Raw genomic sequence first — 17,555 nt, forward strand, 5'->3', positions numbered from 1 at the left:
TATATTTGCGTTTGGTTTCTCAATTCTATTTTTTTAGAGAATCTCAATTATCAGATTTATTAACCTTACGAAAATATATTTTAGTGGTCAATCCATATAAAGATTTAGATAAAGGAAAAAAAGCACAGGTTGCCCTGATGTTCAACAATATAGCTAGGAAGTATGATTTTCTAAATCATTTCCTTTCTCTTGGGATCGACAAGCTATGGCGAAAAAAAGCCATAAAACTGCTTCGTTCTCATCAGCCTAAACGGATGTTAGATATTGCTACTGGTACCGGCGATTTTGCTATTGCTGCCCTAAAATTGAATCCCGATTCAGTTGTTGGTATTGATATTTCAACAGAAATGTTGGCTGTTGGTCGAGAGAAAATTGCCAAAAAAGGATTAGAAAATAAAATTCAGCTTTTCGAAGGAGATTCTGAAAATATTCGGTTTGATAATAATTCATTTGATGCTATCACTGTTGCCTTTGGAGTTCGGAATTTTGAGAATCTGGAAAAAGGAATTAGTGAAATGTATCGTGTGTTAGATAAAGGGGGAAAGCTTGTTGTCTTGGAGTTTTCAAAACCACGCAAGTTCCCGATTAAGCAAATCTACAACTTCTATTTTTTCAAAATTCTGCCTTTTTGTGGGCGTATCGTTTCAAAAGATATGTCAGCTTATACTTATTTACCTGAATCTGTTGAGAATTTTCCTGACGGAGATAAATTTCTTGAGATTTGTAAATCTTGCGGTTTCAATACGGTGAAGGAGCAAAGATTAAGTTTTGGTATTGCCTCGATCTATATTGGGACTAAGTAGAACAATAATATTTAAATAATCAGGTTATTTATTGAAACAACATATTTAAGTTTGAAGAAAGTACTTATTATATTATTGCTCTTATTCTCGTCTAGTTATCTATATTCTCAAGGGGTTTATCGTTCTGGTCATATCTTAAATAATCAAAAAGTTGATCAGAAACGATTACATTTTGGCTTTACTTTAGGGCTGAATGCTATGGACTATGCCATTAAGAATTCAGCTAAAGATAATATACGAGCAGAACAAGTGACTTTTTCACCTGGTTTTTCAGTAGGAATTGTCTCTGATTTGAAATTGCATGAGAATTTTTCTTTACGTTTTCAGCCCGGGTTAGAGTTTGGCGAACGTACAATTTTTTATTCTGACGATTCTGATTTAGCTACTCCTCCAGTGGAAACAACACTTGAGAGTGTTGTGATAAACCTGCCATTTTTATTAAAGTATAGAGCAAAGAGACTTGATAATTTCCGACCTTATTTGGTTGGAGGTTTTAGTTATAAAATGGATGTTCAGGCTCCAAGTTATTTAGATCCAGAAGATAATGTGATGGTCAGCCTAAAGCCAAATTATTTTTGCTTAGAGTTAGGGGCTGGGATCGATTTTTATTTACCATACTTCAAGTTTGCAACGGAGTTGAAGTTCTCTCTTGGTTTGCATGATATTTTGAATCATAAACTTGATCCTGAAAATCCAGATGCAAATTTTTACACTCATTCAATCAATAGGATGAGTTCGAAAGTGGTGACGCTTTCTTTTCATTTCGAATAAGATACACCTTTTACATACCCATATGATTACCGAAATTAATTTGGTTTTAAGTCCGCGCGAAGCTTCAGAAGAAAGTTTCTATAAACCATTAGTGGCCAATAATTTGAAAATATATGCTTCTAGGATTACTGGAATTCAGATTCTTCGTCGATCAATAGATGCTAGACAACGAAATGTCAAAATTAACATGCGTTTTCGTGTGGCTTACGATGAGGATTTCCCTGATTTGAAATTGTCTGATTTTAGTTATCAGGATGTATCTGATAGAAAGAAAGTGATTGTAGTAGGAGCAGGTCCTGCAGGACTGTTTGCTGCTCTTAGGTTGATTGAGTTAGGCTATTGCCCTATTGTATTGGAAAGAGGTAAGCGTGTTGAGGATAGAAAGAAAGATCTTGCAGCAATCCATAAAAATAGAACTATTAATCCTGATTCAAATTATAGTTTTGGTGAAGGAGGAGCTGGTACATTTTCTGATGGTAAATTGTATACGCGTTCTAAAAAACGAGGTAATCTCAAGAAAATATTAGAAGTTTTGCACTTTCACGGAGCTCAGGAAGATATACTGATTGATGCTCATCCACATATTGGAACAGATGTATTGCCTAAAGTGATTGTTAGAATTAGAGAGAGTATTATTCAGGCTGGAGGCGAAGTTCATTTTTCAACAAAGGTGAATCATTTACTTGTAAGTGATAACAAGATATCTGGCGTTAGAATTGAGTCTGGTGATGAAATTAAGGCCGAAGCGGTTATTTTAGCAACAGGTCATTCAGCTCGTGATATATATTATCTTTTGGATTCCCAGAAAATAACTATTGAAGCAAAGACATTTGCAGTGGGCGTCCGTATTGAGCATTCCCAGAATTTAATAGATCAGATTCAGTATCATAATCCTGATGGCCGTGGTGAATATTTGCCAGCGGCAAGTTATAGCTTTGTTCAGCAGGTTGATGGACGTGGAGTGTATTCGTTTTGTATGTGTCCTGGTGGTGTGATTGTACCAGCTGCGACAGGGAACAATCAGCAAGTTGTAAACGGGATGTCATCCTCGCGAAGGAATACTGCTTTTGCTAATTCCGGGATGGCTGTTGAAGTCATGGAAGAAGATTTGAAAGAATTTGAGGAATATGGTGCTTTAGCTGGGATAAAATTTCAAGAAAAAATAGAGGCTTTGGCTTTTGAAAAAGGCGGTTCTGATTTAACTGCTCCAGCTCAGTGTATGTATGATTTTGTAAAAGGTATTCGTAGTTCAAGTCTTCCTCAATCTTCATATCAACCAGGACTCAAAAGTTCAGCCTTGCATGAGTGGTTGCCTAAGCATATTAGTTACCGTCTTCAGGAGGGATTTAAGGCCTTTGGGAACAAATCAAAAGGCTTTCTTACCAATGAGGCGGTAATTCTGGCAGTGGAGTCTAGAACGTCTTCTCCTGTTAGAATCCCTCGTGACAATAAAACCTTACAACATATACAAGTTTCTGGTTTATTTCCGTGTGGAGAAGGGGCTGGTTATGCTGGAGGAATTGTGTCTGCCGCAATGGATGGTGAACGTTGTGCTGAAGCCTTTCATAATTTGCTTCTCGAATAATATTGTAAAAATTAATAGTTATAAAAAAAGCCTTTCGAATTAATATTCGAAAGGCTTTTTTTTGCACGGGCGGAGAGACTCGAACTCCCGACACCTGGTTTTGGAGACCAGTGCTCTACCAACTGAGCTACGCCCGTATTTGATTGAGGTGTTATCCCCTTTGTTCGCTGACAAAAGTAGAACAAATTATGACATCTGCAAATCGTTTTATGAAAGAAAGAATAAGTTTTTTTCTTTCTGAAAGGCTCGATTTTGCTACTGTTTTAAGAATGAGCTTTTTAGTTTGGAATATTTAGGCTTTAATTTTTTAATGAATTTTTCATTTAAAAGTATTAAATTATGAATTATAGGTTTCGACTGTCATATTTTTAAAAATAACAGATATGAAAAACGCTAAAAAGGAATATAGTAATGGTGAAATTACTGTTGTATATCGGACTGATTTGTGTATTCACTCTGAAGTATGCTCAAAAGGATTAGCATCGGTTTTCCAACCTGGGAGTCAACCCTGGATAAAAATTAATGCTGCAAGCAATGATGAAATTATGAAGCAAGTGCAAAAATGCCCAACAAAAGCACTTTCATTTTATGTAAATATGCCAGATGAGGAAGAACGAGAAAGTCCGATTGCTCTTGAATCAGGATTGAAAGTAAGGGTTTTGACAAAGGGCCCGTTAATGATTGAAGGGTCTATAACATTGGTAAATACTAATGGACAGAGAGAAATTAAATCAGGCGAAACGTATTTTTGCCGATGTGGTACATCTAAGAATAAACCATTTTGTGATGGGTCACACAATGTAATTGATTTTGAAGATTAAAAAAAAGCTCTGATACATTTTGTATCAGAGCTTTTTTTAAAGGGATAGAAGATTATTTCTCCTTATTTTTTAGAATCTGAATTCTTAAAGCATCAGCAACAAGTTCTGCAGCCGCCTCAAATGAATTAGATTGTTTTCTAGCGAAAAGTTCATTTCCTGGAACATTCACTTTTACTTCAACAACTTTATTCGCTTTAGGATCTGAATTTTCAATATTTAAAGTGACAATATAATCACTAATATTATTATCGAACTTATTTAGTTTACTCAACTTCTGATTGATAAAAGCTTCAAGTTTCTTATCTGCTTTAAAACCTACGGATTGCATCTTCATATTCATCACAATTCCTCCTATATTTTATTGCTCAAGAGAGCATGAGTTAATATTTCGTTAAATAGTAACTGATCAGTGATAAATGTGCACAGTTGGCTTGTAATAGCCGTTTTGATTAATCTTATTACCCTGAAAGTAGGTATAATTTTTCAATTAGGAAAGCGTTTGTGAGGAATTATTATGATGAAAAAGTGTTAATTAAACTTAAGAGCCTTATTTCTAGAAGTAATAGCCTCGGAAATTTCTTCTAAATATAAGTTAGGGACTTGTTTTATACTATTTATTTTGATTTCTGGACACTGAATTTAGCACATGGTAGAGCTGATCATCAAGAAAATAATTTTCGAAATCAGCCATTATACTTTTAAATAGAGGTAAAGTTTTGCCTTCCATTATAAGTAACATGTCACCTAAGTTGTGATCTGCAATCTTAATAGGAATGTAAACGGCTTGTTTCCCTGATTTAAGTTTAAATTTTGTGATTGTGTCAGATTTGAATTTAGTAATTTCTTCACCAGAATTGTAGATGTATTTTTCGCATCCATTGAAATGGAAGTTGCCTCCAATTACATTTGCTCCTGGGTAATTAAAAAAAGTGATAATGAAATCGGCAACCTCTTTTTGGAAATCCTCACAGTTCTTATAAGATTCGAGTGCAACTTTATCTTTAATTGTATCGAATTTTCTTGAGAGTTTATATGGAATAGAAAGTATCGTATAGAAATAGACACCGGATACTACAGCTAGAAGTGTTCCCATTATTGTAGTGGGGATTTGCCATAGGCTTATACCAAAAACTAATTCAACACCATACCACGAGCAAGTAGACCATACTAGAATCCAAAAAGTCAATAGTAATTGCAAAGAGAATTTATAGATGATTTCAAATGAACTAAACATGATTTTTTCAATTTAAATATTGAATGAAACTTAAAGTTAGATCTATCATTAAATATAAGCAAAAACTTTTACCAGCTTGAAGTGAAATAATTAGCGATTAATTGAAGATATTCACCTAAACCTCCAGGTTGTCTAAGATACTTAATAAATGAACCTGCTGTTTGTGCAAGAAAAGATTCACTGCCTGTGTAATATTCTGCAGCACCAATGGCATATAATATAAATAGGATATACAAAATACCTAATAAAACAACGTGGCGTTTTCTTAAAACTGTGCTGAAGTAGAAGATTCCAATAGTTAGTAGGGTAACTATTAATAATACAACCCGAATATCAACAAGGGTTGATCCTGCTTCGGTAAATTCAATCTTTTGACCCGTGAATAATAAAAACAAGGCAAGCGGAAGTCCCAAGCTAATTGATATGTCAAAAATATTCGATCCCAAAATATTAGCCAGAGAATCATCGTAGTTTCCTTTTTTAGCATCTCTAATTGATATGATGGTGTCCGGAACACTGCTCGCAGCTGCAATTAATATCAATGCAACAAACAATGGGTTTATTCCTAAGGAATCTGAAATTGCTTTACAACCCTCAACGAGTCCAGCGCAAGCTGCTGCTATGACCAAAGTGGATCCTACTAAAAGTAGCCAGCTTCGGCGTTTTCTTCCCTTGTTAAATTTCAATACGTATTTAAGGTACACACCGTCTTCACTTTCTTCATTGGTTTGAGGTTCAGGATTATCGTTCTTTCTCATCGATAACATGGTGTATGCAAGATAAACAAGATAAAAAAGTGTAAATGCCCAGCCGTGCCAATGTGTGATATATTTACTCGAAAGCAATATGATGAGTAGGATTTCGGCAGCTATAAGAAATAGACCATCTCGAAGAATAACTTTTTTGCTGATTTTTAATCCAATGACTCCTGGCACAGTTGCTAAAACAGTTCCAATAACTAGCATGGGGATAGCAATGCTATTAAATATAGCAGAACCTGTATTGCCGCCAATACTTGCTGCTAAATCTCTTGCCAGATTGGCGTGTGAAGCAAATAGAAGAAAAAAGACTGTTGTTAAAAGTTCGGGAATTGATGATCCAATTGCGTTTAGTGAAGCTCCTTTTACACCCTCACTCATATTTCTACCTAGATAGTCAGTTGCAACCTCAAAGCTATTACATGATTTTGCTATAACTATGGAGCAAAAGATCATTAACGAGAGACCTCCATACCAAGTATGGAATATGAAATTGAAGATATCCATGTTTTTTTCTAAATAGATGAGTTTAGACCTTGTTCTTATTTATGTCCCGAAAATAAAGGTAATTTTTTAATTAAAATCGGTAAAGTCATTATTTAAATATCATAGATTTTATCTGATCAGCTATTTCGCTGGGCTTGATTTTACAATTATTTCGTCTTGTATTTTTAGGTGAATGTTTTTTCTTAGTTTTTTTTCTTTCAGATACTCTATAAGTAACTTAGGTTCATCTGTTACGATGATGTTGGCCCCAAAATCTATAGCCCATCCCCATTTGGTTTCAGAATTAGGAGATTTTTCTCTGTTGTTATAATTGCGAACATTTTCATTTGCGGTTGTACTGACCCAAATTCTGCAAAAATTTTGTTTTAGTTTATTTATAAGGGGAAGTAGTAAAGAATCGTTTTCTGTAAGATTGATATCGAAAACAAGAGGTTTGTATTTTTTAATGAATTTATTGGTGTGGTGTTCTAGTTTTTTATTTTTTTCAATTATCTGAGGGATGTAAATAAGTCGATTCTTGAAGCATTTTTTTTGAAGATTGATTTTATAAAAATCATCTCTTTTTTTTATTATAATTTGATTTAAAGTATTTGTTTTATAAAGGTGTTTAACGATTTTATCTAGATGCATTGTGCATTTGTCTAGGTTGATTAGGATTTTTCCTTTTGAAAGCAATAAAGCCTCGTCTAGGGTTGGTATTTTATGTGAAGTGGGCTTGCCATGCTTATCGGTTAAAAAAATTCCCTTTAAATCATTTAATGTAAATCTCGATATTTTACCGCTTCCAGTTGTTGTTCGGTTTAAAGTTTTATCATGTATTACGACAGGAACCTTATCTTTAGTAAATCTCACATCAATCTCTAATATGTCTACTCCAATTTCAATGGCATTTTTTATCGCCTGTAGGGAATTCTCTGGTGCATTTGTCCAATCTCCTCTATGTGCAACAACCATAATATAGGAGTCAGTAGGTGTGTTTAAGATTTGAAGTAGGGAATCAATTCTGTTGTTTGCTTGTTGGTTTACTTCAATATTTTTATAATAACAATTCCCCCTTAATGGAAGGAGCTGTGTTAAGATTGATAATAATACAAACAGATATCTCATAGAAAATTTTGCGTATAGAGTAGATGTTAAATGTTGATTAAAGAGAATCTCCAAAACCATTACTTAGTTCTATACTTTAATTTACAATTTATATTGTAAATAATCGATGCCTAGTCTATATGTTTTGACCAATGAAATTATTTCATCCATCACACGGTAGATAGTAGTCTTTCATGGGATTGATTAGTAGGATTGGATTTGGGTAATGATTGATAAGATGTTTGATTTTTTTTGAATTGTACCTAAGGAAGAAGACGCCTTGAGCTTTCCCTGTCATTAGAACAACAAGATCCGATTCATTTGTTGTAGCCATTTTAAAAGCTTCTTCATCAATATGTTTGCTAGAGAATTCTGATTTGTGGATTTTATAATTAAAAATAAATTGGGAGAACATTTTTTTTGTAAATAGCAATGTGTTTCTAATCGTTTTCTTAAAAACCTCTTCCTTTTCAGTAGCTGGAATTAATTGAACCACTGCATTATTAAACCTTCCAAAATAACTCGCCCAAATCATTTTTTCTTTCGACTCTTTTTTGTGATCAATAGGCAGAATGATATTTGAATATTCTGTTTTAATTGATGTCTTCTGGCCTACTAAGAAGGTTGGGATTTTAGCATTAAGGATCCAAGAGAATATGTTGTTTCTTAAATAGAACTTGAAATCGTTTTTCACATCAATTTCAATAAACATAAAAATGATATTGAGTTGTTTGATTATTTTATTTGGCTGGTCTTCTGTAATGCTAAGTTGAATTTTACTTGCATTATCATGATCAGAGATATAATTTTCCAGGTCTTCATCGGCAATTTTATTTTTTGAAAAAGGTGAATTTGAGATTAAAACTTTTGATTTGAAGATCGTGGCAATTTTTAGCGCATGATTTAGGGCTTTTTTGTTCGGATTCAGTTTTTGAACAAGAAGTAGTATGTGTTGATTTTTAGCGTACATGTATTAAAGAAAAAATAAGTTAAATGAGATGGGAATATTGTTATTCCATTACTTTACTTTTTAACTTAATGATGAATTATTATGGATCTAAGCTAATAATTGGTGCAAGAAACAGCTTTTTATCAAGATATATTCAATTTTGATAATTTTAAAACAAATTGATAGTCTTGTATGATTATGGCTCATGTATGGGAATGCAAAATAAACATAAATCAATAATTTGGTAAAGAGCGATATTTGCAAGTAATTACTACTAGTCTAATATATATATAGGGCTTGTGTTGTGTTTTTTAGCATATTTGTCGAGGTTTGATGATGTGATTTCTTTTAGGCTCTAGTTTACAGGAGTTTTCTTTATTGATACTTATTAAAAACTGTTGTGAAGCATAGTTATTTAGACTAAATATGTATTTTCCACTTTTCCTTTCATTCCACCTTTGAGCGTTCTTTTATCTTGCTCTATTTCTTATCTTAGCATCGTTGTTTACGCAAAAGGCTGAACATAATCTAATAATTGAAGATGATAAAGGTTTCTCAAATACTTGATGTTTTAAATGCTCAGATTGTCTGTGGGAATACAGATTTAAATCAGGATATCGATTTTGGATTTGCTTCTGATTTAATGAGTGATGTTTTGACTATAGATTCTGATAATCTTCTGTTAGTTACAGGATTGAATAATTTGCAGACGATTAGAACTTCTGAAATGTCAGATATTCCTTATATTTTATTTGTTCGAGATAAGAAAGCTTCTGAAGAAATGAAAAGTCTTGCAGAAGAAAGTGGCATTACACTTATGGAATGTCGTTATTCAATGTTTCGCGCTTGTTCACTTTTATGTAATATGGGTTTAGAGCCCGTTTATTAATTCTGCTGTATGGATTTTAAATTTGATATAGAGGGAGGTAATTTTTCAAATGCGGGCACGGCTTCAAGTGATGTGAAGAAAGTATTGAAGAAGCTAAATGTAGATCCAAAGCTCATAAAGCGAATCGTTGTTTCTATTTATGAAGCTGAGGTTAATGTTGTTGCTCATGCTTACGAAGGTGAGATGAATGTCTCAATTTTTCCAGATAAGATTATAGTACGTATCGTTGATAAAGGACCGGGAATTGCTGATATCGAATTGGCAATGCAAAAAGGGTATTCAACAGCCTCTCCTGAAGTTCGTGAGATGGGGTTTGGTGCTGGTATGGGGTTGCCCAATATAAAGAAGAACACCAATGAGTTGAATATAAAATCAACGGTTGGTGTAGGAACTGAAGTTGAACTAATTAACTATTTAAATTAGAACAATGGAGAAGCTGCCTTTTTATCATGCTCTAAAAGTTGTCGAAAACGTTTGTATTGGCTGCACACATTGTATGAATGTGTGCCCTACAAAGGCAATTCGTGTGAAATCAGGTATAGCTGACATAAATAAGAATGCTTGTGTTGATTGTGGTGAGTGCTTAAAAGCTTGTCCTGTGAATGCTATTATCGTTGAACAGGACGACTTTAATCAGATATTCAGCTTTAAGCAACGAGTTGCATTATTACCAACCGTTCTATTAGGACAATTTCCTGATGAAATAACAGAGGAGCAAATCTATTCTGTTATTAAAGAAATGGGTTTTACTCATGTTTTCGAAGTTGATGAGGCCGTTGATCTATTGATTGAAGGTACGAAGGAGTATATGCGAAGGCATCCTCAAATGCGGCCATTTATATCTAGTTTTTGTCCAGCTATCGTTCGCCTCATTCAAGTGCGTTTCCCTTCTTTGGTTGAAAATATTGTGCGTCTTAAACCAGTGGTTGATATCTCTTCTCAGTTCTATCGTAAGAAATTAATTGATGAAGGATTCAATAATGATGAAATTGGTATCTTTTATATAACACCATGTGCTGCAAAAATAGCTGCGGTGAAATCCCCCGTTGGAGAGGAAGAGCTTTTAATTGATGGTGTTATTAATATGGACTTTATTTATAATAAAGTCATGTTAAGTATTAAGAAAGGCAGTAGTGATAAGAATACAGTTTCAAACTATCGTCATCTATCTAAAACGAGTATAGAGTGGACTTTAACCAATGGAGAGGCATCCCAATACTCGCGGCGTTGTTTGGCTATTGATGAGATTCATAATGTAATTGCTTTTTTAGATAAGCTTGAAAATGAGGAAATCACAGATGTTGATTTTCTTGAACTAAGAGCTTGTGATAGGAGTTGTGCGGGTGGTGTTTTAAGCACAGAGAACAGATTTTTAGCTGTTGAGCGCTTAAGTAAGCGAGCTAATAAAGATATAAAGAAGCAGAAAGAGACTGAAGAAATGTATGACACTTATCGTCCTTATTTGCTTAATAATATGGCTATTTCAGAAATAGAGCCTAGATCAATATTAAGTCTGGACTCTGATATGATGATAGCCATGGATAAAATGAAAAAGATTCAGCGTATCATGAGAGTTTTACCAGGCATTGACTGTGGAGCTTGTGGTGCGCCCAAATGTAAGGTTTTAGCTGAAGATATAGTTCAAGGGAAAGCTAAGATGACGCAGTGTGTGTTTTTACAGAAAATGCTAACAAAAGAAGAATTAATTAGCCCACAAGAGTCTTTCGATATATCTGAGAGTACATGGGGGAAAGGGCGTTTTGAGAAGAAAAGCTTAAAAGGATAAAAAAATAGATAGCAATGAAAGTAAGTGATATTGTTGAGGCGTTAAGTTTAAAAGTTTGTTCGGGAGAGCAGGGCTTGAATAATGAAATTGAAGGAGGTTATACTTCTGATTTGTTGAGCGATGTTATGGGGAATGCTGATTCCAATCAAGTATGGGTAACACTTCAGACTCATAAGAATATCATGGCGATAGCCTCATTAAAAGAATTAGCAGCTGTTATTTTGGTTAAAGGTTATGAGCCTGAAGCTGATGCAGCAGACCAAAGTAATAAAGAAGGTATTCCAATTCTTTCATCTGAAGAGGAAGCTTTTGAATTGACTGGTAAGCTTTATAAACTAATTGGTGATTAGGAATTGAAATCATGCGAACGTTTCGAGTCGACTTACATACACATACGGTGCTTTCGCCTTGTGGAGATTTGGAGATGAGCCCTGTAAATATTGTGAATAGGGCTAAAGAACGTGGTATTGACATATTGGGAATAAGCGATCATAACATAACGCTTCATGCTCCTCTTATTAAAGAGCTTGCGGCTAAGGAAGATATTGTGGTTTTGATGGGAGCAGAAGTGACAACAAAAGAAGAAGTGCATTGTCTTTGCTTTTTCGAAACAGAAGATGTTTTAGCTATTTTTCAAGCTTACTTGGATGGGCACCTGCCTCACATATCCAATGATAATGAAAGATTTGGTTATCAGGTAGTGGTAAATGAAGTTGATGAAATAATAGGTGAAGTTGAATGGCTGTTGACTTCAGCTATCGATCAGAGTATCGATCAATTAGAAAAGAAGGTTCATGAATTGGATGGCTTATTTATTCCAGCTCATATAAACAAAATGCAAAATAGTATTATTTCGCAATTGGGCTTTATTCCTTTCGATTTGAATGTGGATGCTCTCGAATTAACAAGACATATAAGTAAAGAGTCGTTCCTGGAAAAAAACGCTTATTTGAAAGATCAGACATTTATTAAAAGCTCCGACGCTCATTGTATTGAATTGGTTGGAGATATTTATACCGAATTCATTATACAGGAAGCCAGTTTTAATGAAGTGAAGATGGCTTTACGAAATGAGCAAGGTCGATTAGTGAATTTATAATAAGAAGAAGTGAGAGATTTGTCAGAACATATCATGGATATTATTCAAAACTCGGTGAGAGCGAATGCGACTCTTGTTGAGCTTGAAATAATTGAGGATGTGAAAAATGATAGCTATACGCTGATATTTAAAGATAATGGCTGCGGGATGTCTGAAGAGGTTTTGGCAAAAGTTGCAGATCCCTTCTTTACATCTCGTACAACGAGAAAAGTCGGTTTGGGTATTTCGCTTTTAAAACAAAATGCTGAACAAACTGGAGGGAGTTTAAATATTTGGTCTAAAAAGGGTGAGGGAACTGGACTCGAAGTTGTTTTTTCTCATTCGAATATCGACAGGCCCGTATTGGGGAATATAGCCGAAACCATAATGTTGTTGGTGGGAGCTAATCCGGATATGGATTTTTTATACAAGCACACAACAGCTCAGGGAGAATATGTGTTTGATACAAAAGAAGTGAAAGAAGTTTTAGAAGGGATATCGCTGAGCGATCCCAATATTCTGGTTTACATTAAAGAAATGATAAATGAGAATGTTAGCACAATTATATAAAATGAATTTAGTTTCTAACCTTTAATATTTGAGATTATGGCAAAAGTAAAATCTCTTGCAGATCTGAAGAGAATGAAAGAAGATCTTCAGTCAAAGATGGATCTTAGAGAAAAGAGTAATGCTCCAGATAGTATGGTGCAAATTAAAGTAGGTATGGCTACTTGTGGTATTGCCTCTGGTGCAAAAGAGGTGATGAATTTCTTTATCGAGGAAAGTGCCAAGAGAGGAATTTCTGCTGTTGTTACCCAAACGGGATGCATGGGCTATTGTTTTGCAGAACCGACTATCGAGGTGATAATGCCAGGTAAAGATCCAATAGTTTTTGGTGAAGTAGATGTGAAAAAAGCCGACGAGATTATTGAGAAATATGTTAAGAATGGTGAATTGGTTGATGGGATTATTCCTGTAAACTATAATACTATTGACTAATATCTAAACCTAAATACTGTTATGGAAAAGTATAAAATGCATATTCTTATTTGCGGGGGAACAGGATGTCGTGCATCTGCAAGTGAGCTTATTCAAACTAATTTAGAGAATGCACTTAAAGCTAAAGGGCTTGATGATGAAGTGCAGGTAGTAACAACAGGTTGCTTTGGTTTTTGTGAAAAAGGACCAATTGTGAAGATTCTTCCAGATAATACCTTCTATATTGAAGTGAAGCCTGAAGATGCTGATGAGATTATCGAGGAGCATATCGTTAAAGGACGTCAGGTAATGCGTTTACTTTACACAGATCCTGATAAGAAGGAAATTGTAAGTGATGCTAAGAATATGGGTTTCTACAAGAAACAAATTCGTATTGCTTTAAGAAACTGTGGATTTATTAATCCAGAGAATATTGACGAATATATTGCTCGTGATGGTTATGGTGCACTTGGTACGTGTTTCGAAATGACGCCACAGGCGGTTATAGATATTATAAAAGAATCTGGCCTACGTGGACGAGGAGGAGGAGGATTCCCAACTGGTTTGAAATGGGAATTTGCTTCTAAAAACGATGCGGATCAGAAATATGTGGTTTGTAATGCTGATGAGGGAGACCCAGGAGCATTTATGGACCGTTCTATCCTTGAAGGAGATCCACATTCAGTACTTGAAGCGATGGCCATTTGTGGTTATACGATGGGAGCCGATTTGGGTGTGATTTATATTCGCGCTGAATATCCACTTGCTATTGAGCGTTTGAAAGTTGCGATTAAACAAGCTCGTGAGTATGGTCTATTGGGTAAGGATATTCTAGGTTCTGGATTCAATTTCGACGTAGAGATGCGTTATGGAGCTGGAGCTTTTGTGTGTGGTGAAGAAACGGCTTTGATTCATTCGATGGAAGGTCTTCGTGGTGAGCCAACTGTTAAGCCTCCATTCCCAGCTGAATCAGGATACAATGGTAAGCCTACAAACGTAAATAATGTTGAGACATTTGCTAATGTTCCTGTTATCATCAATAAAGGTGCTAAATGGTTTAGTTCTATTGGTACTGAAAAATCAAAAGGAACTAAAGTATTTGCTTTGGCAGGAAAAATCAACAATGTTGGTTTGATCGAGGTGCCAATGGGTACTACGCTTCGTGAAGTAATTTACGAAATTGGTGGTGGTATTAAAGATGGTAAGAAATTTAAGGCTGTTCAAACTGGTGGCCCTTCTGGAGGCTGTTTGACGGAAAAACACCTTGATACAGCTATTGACTTTGATAATCTACTTGCTGTTGGTTCCATGATGGGATCAGGAGGTATGATTGTTATGGATGAAGATGACTGTATGGTTTCCATGGCAAAATTCTATCTTGACTTTACGGTTGAGGAATCTTGTGGAAAATGTACTCCATGTCGTGTAGGTAATAAGCGTCTTTATGAATTGCTTGATAAGATTACTGAAGGTAAAGGAACAATGGAAGATATCGATTTGTTACGCAATTTAAGTGCCGTAATTAAGGATACTTCTCTTTGTGGTTTAGGTCAAACATCTCCAAATCCAGTACTTTCTACCATCGATAATTTCTACGATGAATATATTTCACACGTAAAAGATCATAAATGTGTAGCAGGTCAGTGTAAGGCATTAATGCAATATGTTGTTGATCCTGAATTATGTGTTGGTTGTACGCTTTGTGCTCGCAATTGTCCAGTTGATTGTATTGCTGGAGAACGTAAAGAAGCTCATATTATCGACGTTGAGAAATGTATTAAGTGTGGAGCTTGTATGGATAAGTGTAAGTTTAACGCCATTAGCATACAATAAGGAGGATTGAAAAATGGAACAAATGATAAAATTAACCATCGATAATAAAGAGGTAGAGGTTGCTACGGGAACCACTATCTATAAGGCTGCAAAAGAGATAGGAATCGAAATTCCTACGCTTTGTTATATGCACCTTGAGGATATGAAAATCGAGCATAAACCTGGTGGATGTAGAATTTGCGTTGTCGAAGTTGAGGGCAGAAGAAATCTGGCTCCTTCATGTAATTCTAAATGCGAAGCTGGCATGAAAATCAAAACTCACTCGATGAGAGTTTTGAATGCTCGTAAAACGGTAATGGAATTAATGCTTTCTGATCATCCATTCGATTGTTTGGTATGTGCAAAATCAGGAACTTGCGATTTGCAATCTATAGCTCAAAATCTAGGTGTTCGTGAAATTCATTATACTGGTGCCAAGTCTACATACAAGATTGATACTTCTCCAGCCATTATCCGTGATATGGATAAGTGTATTATGTGTCGTCGTTGCGAAACGATGTGTAACGATGTACAAACTGTAGGTGCTCTTTCTGCTGTAAACCGTGGATTCGAGTCAGTTGTTGCTCCAGCATTTGAAATGAATCTTGAGAAATCAACTTGTACTTATTGCGGACAGTGTGTGGCAGTATGTCCTACTGGTGCATTAACTGAAAAAGATCATACTAACCAACTGATTAGAGATCTTGCTGATCCTAAAAAAACGGTTATCGTACAAACTGCTCCTGCAGTACGTGCTGCTCTGGGTGAGGAGTTCGGTATGGAAGTTGGTACTTTGGTAACTGGTAAAATGGTAACTGCGCTTCGTAATTTAGGTTTCGATAGTGTATTTGATACCGATTTTGCTGCCGACCTTACAATTATGGAGGAAGGTACTGAGTTATTAGGACGATTAGGTGCTCATCTTGCAGGTGATAAGGATGTTAAGTTGCCTATTCTGACTTCATGTTGTCCAGGATGGGTGAATTTCTTCGAGCATCACTTCCCAGAGATGAAAGATATTCCATCTACAGCTCGTTCTCCTCAGCAAATGTTTGGCCCAATTGCTAAAAACTATTTAGCTAAAGAGATGGGGGTTAAGCGCGAGGATATGATCGTTGTTTCTATTATGCCTTGTTTAGCCAAGAAGTACGAATGTCAGCGCGACGAGTTCAAGGTTGATGGTGATCCTGATGTGAACTATTCAATTTCGACTCGCGAGTTAGCCAACCTAATTAAGCAAGCGAATATGGATTTTGCTTCTCTTCCTGAGGAGGAATTCGATAATCCATTAGGGGAATCTACCGGTGCTTCTGTTATTTTTGGTACTACAGGTGGTGTAATCGAAGCGGCTGCTCGTACAGCTTATGAAGTTTATACTGGAAAAACACTTGAAAAAGTCGATTTTACGGCTCTTCGTGGTATGGAAGGTATTCGTAGTGCTAAAGTTGATTTCGATGGCTTAGAACTTAATATTGGTATTGCTCATGGTTTGGGTAATGCTCGTAAATTGCTGGAAGATGTACGCGATGGGAAATCGGAATATCACGCTATAGAAATCATGGCTTGTCCTGGTGGATGTATTGGTGGCGGTGGACAGCCATTGCACCATGGTGATACTTCTGTTTTAGCTAAGCGTGCTGCTGCTCTTTATCGTGAAGATGCTGGTAAAGCGATTCGTAAGTCTCACGAAAATCCTTATATCGTTAAATTGTACGAGGAGTTCTTAGGTAAGCCTTGTGGTGAGTTGTCGCATAAACTGTTGCATACTCATTATTTCGACAAGAAAAATGAAATCGAAATTGAATAGTATTACAATAGATTTGAGAATTGAGATGTGAGACTTTAGATTGTTTACATCTGACTCATATCTCATATTTATTATCTCATATCTTAAATATAAGTATTATGGCAAAAATAAAATTAGCAAAGGACAAGGTTGAAAAGCTTGTTGAGATTTGCAAGTCATTTAATAATGAGGGTAGTGAGCTGATTAATGTACTTCATCAGGCTCAGCATAACTTCGGTTATCTTCCTGCTGAAGTACAGGAGGTTGTTGCTCGTGAATTAAATGTATCAGTTGCACACGTATATGGTGTTGTTACTTTCTATTCATTCTTCACGATGGTGCCTAAGGGCGAATTCCCAATTTCTGTTTGTATGGGAACTGCTTGTTATGTACGTGGTGCAGAAAAGGTATTGGAAGAATTTAAAAAGCAACTTAAGGTGCCTATTGGAGAAACGACGGCAGATGGTAAATTTTCTATTTCATGTCTTCGTTGCGTAGGTGCTTGTGGTTTGGCTCCAGTTGTAACAATTGGTGAGCGTACCTATGGGCGTGTTGCAGCAGGTGATGTTGCTGATATCCTAAAAGAGTATCAAAACTAGCTTTTGACTTAATAGAGAATGAAGCCTTCGGATTTGCCGAAGGCTTTTTTTTTGCTATAAATCGCAGAATATGAAGTTTGTATAGTGATGAATTTATTCTAATTTTAGTGTGG

At 35.5% G+C, this 17,555-nt stretch carries 19 protein-coding genes and 1 tRNA gene; 14 read left to right on the forward strand and 6 right to left on the reverse strand.

What is annotated here, in order from left to right:
- Positions 1-83: 83 nt before the first annotated feature.
- Genes ubiE through DWB61_RS03205 form a run of 3 tightly spaced genes read left to right on the forward strand, consistent with a single transcriptional unit; the run spans position 84 to position 3,159 of the window.
- The gene (gene ubiE, locus DWB61_RS03195; protein ID WP_225423347.1) at positions 84-803 is read left to right on the forward strand and encodes a bifunctional demethylmenaquinone methyltransferase/2-methoxy-6-polyprenyl-1,4-benzoquinol methylase UbiE; all 720 of its coding nucleotides are present in this window, start codon (positions 84-86) and stop codon (positions 801-803) included.
- A 51-nt stretch (positions 804-854) separates the two neighbouring features.
- Complete coding sequence (gene porT, locus DWB61_RS03200; RefSeq protein ID WP_156190191.1) at positions 855-1,574, forward strand: type IX secretion/gliding motility protein PorT/SprT; 720 nt, start codon at positions 855-857, stop codon at positions 1,572-1,574.
- 22 nt (positions 1,575-1,596) lie between these two features.
- Positions 1,597-3,159 (forward strand): NAD(P)/FAD-dependent oxidoreductase, encoded by a 1,563-nt coding sequence (locus DWB61_RS03205; protein WP_125029450.1) that lies wholly within the window; start codon positions 1,597-1,599, stop codon positions 3,157-3,159.
- 64 nt (positions 3,160-3,223) lie between these two features.
- Here the strand turns inward: DWB61_RS03205 and DWB61_RS03210 are convergent.
- Positions 3,224-3,296: transfer RNA gene (locus tag DWB61_RS03210), tRNA-Trp, on the reverse strand.
- A 246-nt stretch (positions 3,297-3,542) separates the two neighbouring features.
- Between DWB61_RS03210 and DWB61_RS03215 the strand changes: the two genes are divergently transcribed.
- Positions 3,543-3,980 (forward strand): (4Fe-4S)-binding protein, encoded by a 438-nt coding sequence (locus DWB61_RS03215; RefSeq protein ID WP_125029451.1) that lies wholly within the window; start codon positions 3,543-3,545, stop codon positions 3,978-3,980.
- 52 nt (positions 3,981-4,032) lie between these two features.
- On the opposite strand, the gene hpf is transcribed toward DWB61_RS03215, so the two are convergent.
- The 5 genes from hpf to DWB61_RS03240 all read right to left on the reverse strand — a co-directional run bounded on the left by hpf (position 4,033) and on the right by DWB61_RS03240 (position 8,535).
- The gene (gene hpf / locus DWB61_RS03220) at positions 4,033-4,314 is read right to left on the reverse strand and encodes a ribosome hibernation-promoting factor, HPF/YfiA family (protein ID WP_158614359.1); all 282 of its coding nucleotides are present in this window, start codon (positions 4,312-4,314) and stop codon (positions 4,033-4,035) included.
- Positions 4,315-4,590: 276 nt separating this feature from the next.
- On the reverse strand, positions 4,591-5,214 hold the full coding sequence (locus DWB61_RS03225; RefSeq protein WP_125029453.1) for a hypothetical protein: 624 nt from the start codon (positions 5,212-5,214) through the stop codon (positions 4,591-4,593).
- 68 nt (positions 5,215-5,282) lie between these two features.
- Complete coding sequence (locus DWB61_RS03230; protein ID WP_125029454.1) at positions 5,283-6,479, reverse strand: sodium:calcium antiporter; 1,197 nt, start codon at positions 6,477-6,479, stop codon at positions 5,283-5,285.
- Positions 6,480-6,599: 120 nt separating this feature from the next.
- Entirely contained in the window at positions 6,600-7,586 is a 987-nt protein-coding gene (locus tag DWB61_RS03235) for a glycerophosphodiester phosphodiesterase family protein (RefSeq protein WP_158614360.1), read from the reverse strand.
- Between the two features lie 142 nt (positions 7,587-7,728).
- On the reverse strand, positions 7,729-8,535 hold the full coding sequence (locus DWB61_RS03240; protein ID WP_125029456.1) for a hypothetical protein: 807 nt from the start codon (positions 8,533-8,535) through the stop codon (positions 7,729-7,731).
- 520 nt (positions 8,536-9,055) lie between these two features.
- Between DWB61_RS03240 and DWB61_RS03245 the strand changes: the two genes are divergently transcribed.
- The 10 genes from DWB61_RS03245 to DWB61_RS03290 all read left to right on the forward strand — a co-directional run bounded on the left by DWB61_RS03245 (position 9,056) and on the right by DWB61_RS03290 (position 17,442).
- Positions 9,056-9,403, forward strand: a complete 348-nt coding sequence (locus DWB61_RS03245; RefSeq protein ID WP_156190193.1) for a hypothetical protein — start codon at positions 9,056-9,058, stop codon at positions 9,401-9,403.
- A 9-nt stretch (positions 9,404-9,412) separates the two neighbouring features.
- Positions 9,413-9,826, forward strand: coding sequence for an ATP-binding protein (locus tag DWB61_RS03250; RefSeq protein WP_125029457.1), 414 nt, complete (start codon positions 9,413-9,415; stop codon positions 9,824-9,826).
- Between the two features lie 4 nt (positions 9,827-9,830).
- Positions 9,831-11,189, forward strand: coding sequence for a [Fe-Fe] hydrogenase large subunit C-terminal domain-containing protein (locus DWB61_RS03255; protein ID WP_125029458.1), 1,359 nt, complete (start codon positions 9,831-9,833; stop codon positions 11,187-11,189).
- Positions 11,190-11,203: 14 nt separating this feature from the next.
- Positions 11,204-11,539 (forward strand): DRTGG domain-containing protein, encoded by a 336-nt coding sequence (locus DWB61_RS03260; RefSeq protein ID WP_125029459.1) that lies wholly within the window; start codon positions 11,204-11,206, stop codon positions 11,537-11,539.
- An 11-nt stretch (positions 11,540-11,550) separates the two neighbouring features.
- Positions 11,551-12,288, forward strand: a complete 738-nt coding sequence (locus tag DWB61_RS03265; protein WP_125029460.1) for a PHP domain-containing protein — start codon at positions 11,551-11,553, stop codon at positions 12,286-12,288.
- Positions 12,289-12,306: 18 nt separating this feature from the next.
- Positions 12,307-12,837, forward strand: a complete 531-nt coding sequence (locus tag DWB61_RS03270; RefSeq protein WP_197091157.1) for an ATP-binding protein — start codon at positions 12,307-12,309, stop codon at positions 12,835-12,837.
- A 36-nt stretch (positions 12,838-12,873) separates the two neighbouring features.
- Positions 12,874-13,266 carry a (2Fe-2S) ferredoxin domain-containing protein gene (locus DWB61_RS03275; RefSeq protein ID WP_125029462.1) on the forward strand — a complete coding sequence of 131 codons (393 nt, stop codon included), beginning with the start codon at positions 12,874-12,876 and terminating at the stop codon, positions 13,264-13,266.
- Positions 13,267-13,287: 21 nt separating this feature from the next.
- Positions 13,288-15,078, forward strand: a complete 1,791-nt coding sequence (locus DWB61_RS03280; RefSeq protein ID WP_125029463.1) for an NADH-quinone oxidoreductase subunit NuoF — start codon at positions 13,288-13,290, stop codon at positions 15,076-15,078.
- Between the two features lie 22 nt (positions 15,079-15,100).
- Positions 15,101-16,864 carry an NADH-dependent [FeFe] hydrogenase, group A6 gene (locus DWB61_RS03285; RefSeq protein WP_269521796.1) on the forward strand — a complete coding sequence of 588 codons (1,764 nt, stop codon included), beginning with the start codon at positions 15,101-15,103 and terminating at the stop codon, positions 16,862-16,864.
- 98 nt (positions 16,865-16,962) lie between these two features.
- A complete protein-coding gene (locus DWB61_RS03290) occupies positions 16,963-17,442 on the forward strand; it encodes an NADH-quinone oxidoreductase subunit NuoE family protein (protein WP_125029465.1) in 480 nt (159 codons plus the stop codon).
- The last annotated feature ends 113 nt before the right edge of the window (positions 17,443-17,555 follow it).

The organism is Ancylomarina euxina, from assembly GCF_003863355.1.
Taxonomy (GTDB): domain Bacteria; phylum Bacteroidota; class Bacteroidia; order Bacteroidales; family Marinifilaceae; genus Ancylomarina; species Ancylomarina euxinus.

Excerpts from the sequence above, each read along its gene's own strand:
- DWB61_RS03265 (WP_125029460.1), top strand. The coding sequence starts at position 11,551 with ATGCGAACGTTTCGAGTCGACTTACATACACATACGGTGCTTTCGCCT.
- DWB61_RS03225 (WP_125029453.1), bottom strand. The coding sequence starts at position 5,214 with ATGTTTAGTTCATTTGAAATCATCTATAAATTCTCTTTGCAATTACTA.
- DWB61_RS03235 (WP_158614360.1), bottom strand. The coding sequence starts at position 7,586 with ATGAGATATCTGTTTGTATTATTATCAATCTTAACACAGCTCCTTCCA.
- DWB61_RS03280 (WP_125029463.1), top strand. The coding sequence starts at position 13,288 with ATGGAAAAGTATAAAATGCATATTCTTATTTGCGGGGGAACAGGATGT.
- DWB61_RS03205 (WP_125029450.1), top strand. The coding sequence starts at position 1,597 with ATGATTACCGAAATTAATTTGGTTTTAAGTCCGCGCGAAGCTTCAGAA.
- DWB61_RS03260 (WP_125029459.1), top strand. The coding sequence starts at position 11,204 with ATGAAAGTAAGTGATATTGTTGAGGCGTTAAGTTTAAAAGTTTGTTCG.
- DWB61_RS03290 (WP_125029465.1), top strand. The coding sequence starts at position 16,963 with ATGGCAAAAATAAAATTAGCAAAGGACAAGGTTGAAAAGCTTGTTGAG.
- DWB61_RS03245 (WP_156190193.1), top strand. The coding sequence starts at position 9,056 with ATGATAAAGGTTTCTCAAATACTTGATGTTTTAAATGCTCAGATTGTC.
- DWB61_RS03250 (WP_125029457.1), top strand. The coding sequence starts at position 9,413 with ATGGATTTTAAATTTGATATAGAGGGAGGTAATTTTTCAAATGCGGGC.
- DWB61_RS03275 (WP_125029462.1), top strand. The coding sequence starts at position 12,874 with ATGGCAAAAGTAAAATCTCTTGCAGATCTGAAGAGAATGAAAGAAGAT.
- DWB61_RS03255 (WP_125029458.1), top strand. The coding sequence starts at position 9,831 with ATGGAGAAGCTGCCTTTTTATCATGCTCTAAAAGTTGTCGAAAACGTT.
- hpf (WP_158614359.1), bottom strand. The coding sequence starts at position 4,314 with ATGAAGATGCAATCCGTAGGTTTTAAAGCAGATAAGAAACTTGAAGCT.
- DWB61_RS03240 (WP_125029456.1), bottom strand. The coding sequence starts at position 8,535 with ATGTACGCTAAAAATCAACACATACTACTTCTTGTTCAAAAACTGAAT.
- DWB61_RS03285 (WP_269521796.1), top strand. The coding sequence starts at position 15,101 with ATGATAAAATTAACCATCGATAATAAAGAGGTAGAGGTTGCTACGGGA.
- DWB61_RS03215 (WP_125029451.1), top strand. The coding sequence starts at position 3,543 with ATGAAAAACGCTAAAAAGGAATATAGTAATGGTGAAATTACTGTTGTA.
- DWB61_RS03230 (WP_125029454.1), bottom strand. The coding sequence starts at position 6,479 with ATGGATATCTTCAATTTCATATTCCATACTTGGTATGGAGGTCTCTCG.